This window comes from Fluviibacter sp. (assembly GCF_057744235.1).
In genome coordinates, this window is record NZ_JBIJFP010000034.1 from 1 (window position 1) to 2,905 (window position 2,905).

The 2,905-nt window shown below is 60.7% G+C and carries 1 protein-coding gene; it reads left to right on the plus strand.

Features of this window, described 5'->3' with window-relative positions; genetic code table 11:
- Window positions 1–2,905, plus strand: a 2,905-nt coding sequence (locus AC3GOJ_RS09920) for a cobaltochelatase subunit CobN (protein WP_488237309.1), incomplete at both ends; no start/stop codon positions are given.

Consider the following 2,905-nt stretch of genomic DNA (forward strand, 5'->3'; position numbering starts at 1 on the left):
GCATGGATGAACACACAACCAGGATTGCGCGGCCGCCCCAGTGTGGCGGTACTCGTGCATCGGCACCACTTTGTGAATGGCGACACCGGTTGGCTAGATGATTTACTGAACCGCTTTGCCGGGCGGGGTATCAATGCCTATGCCGTGTTTGGGCAACGCCTCGACGCCAATGGACTCAAAGCACTTTATGCAGCCCAGAATGCGGCGCAAAAGGTCGAACAGCCTGGGGCGCGGCCGGATGTGGTTGTCATCCATCAGTTGGTGAGCCAGCCGGCAGAACTGCAGGCCTTGTTCACGCGCTGGAATACCCCGGCACTGCTGGCCGTGCCTTACCGTCAGGGCGATGTGCAGGCGTGGCAAGCGGATAAAAGCGGCATCCGTCAGACCGATGTGCCGTACTACCTGGTTCAACCGGAAGCGGCGGGCGCAGTCGATCCCCTGGTGATTGCAGCCCATCCGCCCGAAGGACAACCCGTACAACTGATCGACCGACAGGCTGATGCACTGGTGGGCAAAGCCCAGCGCTTGATCGCGTTGCAGAAACCCCCCGCAGCAGACAAACGACTGAGTCTCATGGTGTACAATTACCCAGCGGGAGGCGCTAACTTTGGCGCTTCTTTTCTCAATGTGCCACGCAGCCTGGAGTCTGTATCGGCAGCCCTGGCGAAGGCGGGTTACCAGACACAGACGCAACAGGAATCCTGGTGGATCAACCAGCTGCAACCCTTGTTGCAAGCCTACTACGACCCAGCCCATTTGCCGGCCCTGCTGGCCGCGGATCAGGCCGATGTGTTGCCCGTCCGTCAGTACCAACAATGGTTTGATGCGCTGGCACCAACGGCGCGTGAGCGAATCACCCGTTACTGGGGGGCGCCGGCAAGCAGCCACTTCGTCGTGCAACACCAGGGCGAAGCCGTCTTTGTCATCCCGCGGGTTCGCATAGGTCACCTGAACGTATTGCCGCAACCGCCCCGCTCGGAAACCGGCAAAGCGGCGGACAAAGCCTTTGCCCATAAAACCGATGTGCCACTATCGCATCATTACCTCGCCGTATATCTCTGGGCCCGCCAGGCCGATGCCCTCATTCATTTCGGCACCCACGGTACGCAGGAATGGGCCGACGGCAAATCGCGTGGGCTCGATGTTAACGACGACGCCCTGTTGCCACTTGGCGATGTGCCCGTCATCTATCCCTACATTGTCGACAATCTCGGCGAAGCACTCACCGCCAAACGTCGGGGCAGAGCCACACTGGTTAGCCACCGTACGCCCGTGCTGGGTACGGCCGGCTTCTCGCCGGAAATGGCCCATCTGCATGAGCTCATGCACGAATGGTCTATTGCCGATGATGGCCCCACCAAGCAGGGCATTGGTGATGAACTGGCCCGCCTGGTGGTGCGTCTAAACCTGCATCACGATCTCGGCTGGAGTGCCGCCGCCCTGCGCAGCAATATGGATGGCTATCTGGATCAACTGCATCCCTGGCTGGATCAGTTGGCACAAAGCAGCCAGCCGCGTGGCCTGGCGGTTTTCGGGCAGGTGCCCGATCAGAATGACCGCGAACACCTCATCCTGCAGGCTTTGCGCATTCCTTTGCTGGAAGCGCTGGGTGAAGACATTGACGAAACCTTTCTCATCGACTACCGCAGCGTCGATGCGTCCCGTCCCATGCAATGGCTGCGCGTCGCTTTGCAGGATAGTGATGCCGCTAGCACCCTGGATCTGCGGCAGAGCGCACCGGAGAGTGTGATTCCTAATAAAGCTGCCTTGCAGCCGATCCATACGGCAGCACTTAAAACCCTGGCCGATCGTGCACAGCACTTGAACCGCCTGCTGGCCGAAGAAGGTGAAATCCCCGGTCTGCTTAATGCCCTCAATGGCGGCTTTATCCCGGCGGCCTATGGCGGCGACCCGATCCGTAATCCGGACAGCATGCCGACGGGGCGCAATCTGATCGGGCTGGACCCATTGCGTCTGCCAACGCAGCAGGCCTACGGCGTTGCGCAGGGGTTGTTCAACACCTGGCTCAAAGATTGGCAACACACACACCAGGGCGCTTATCCCGAGCGCCTAGTGTTGTCGTTATGGGCCGGTGAGACTCTGCGCCATCATGGCGTGATGGAGGCGCAGGCACTGGTTGCCCTCGGCGTTAAACCCATCTGGGACGACGCTGGCCGCCCGAAAGAATTGCAGCTGATTCCGCAGGCCGAACTCGGTCGCCCACGGATTGATGTGCTCCTGAGCATTACCGGTTCGTATCGGGATCAGTTTCCCGCGCTCATGGCACTGGTCGATCAGGCCGTTGCCCGCGTCAGCACAGAAGAACCCGATGGCACCCTGGCACGCAGCAACCAGGCCGTGGCGCGTGAGCTGCAGGCCCAAGGGGTGAGCGGTGAACAGGCCCAGCGACTCAGCCGCGTGCGTGCCTTTGGCAATCGCCTGGGGGATTACGGTACCGGTATTGCCGACGCCGTGCTCAGTGATGATCTTCAGAAAAACGACCCGCGCCTCGGTGCCATGTTCCTGCAACGGTTGAGCCAGCCGTATCTGGATGGCACGCCGGTTGCCGGGGTTTCCGCCGCAGCGGCCGCCCGTGCTTTTGGTGCGCAGCTCCGGCGCAGTGATGCGGCGCTGCTGTCGCGAACCTCCAACCTCTATGGCATGGTCACCTCCGATGATCCATTCCAGTATCTGGGGGGGCTGTCTGCCGCAGCGCGCGTAGCCGGTAAAAAGCAGCCGCTGGAACTGTATGTTGGCCAACTACAGAACGACACAGAAGCGCATACGACCACTGCCCAGAAAAGTATCGCGCTGGAAATGCAATCCCGCTACCTGCACCCGGGTTGGGTGAGTGGCCTGCAGAAAGAAGGTTACGCCGGTACCTTGCAGGTACTCAAAGCAGCCC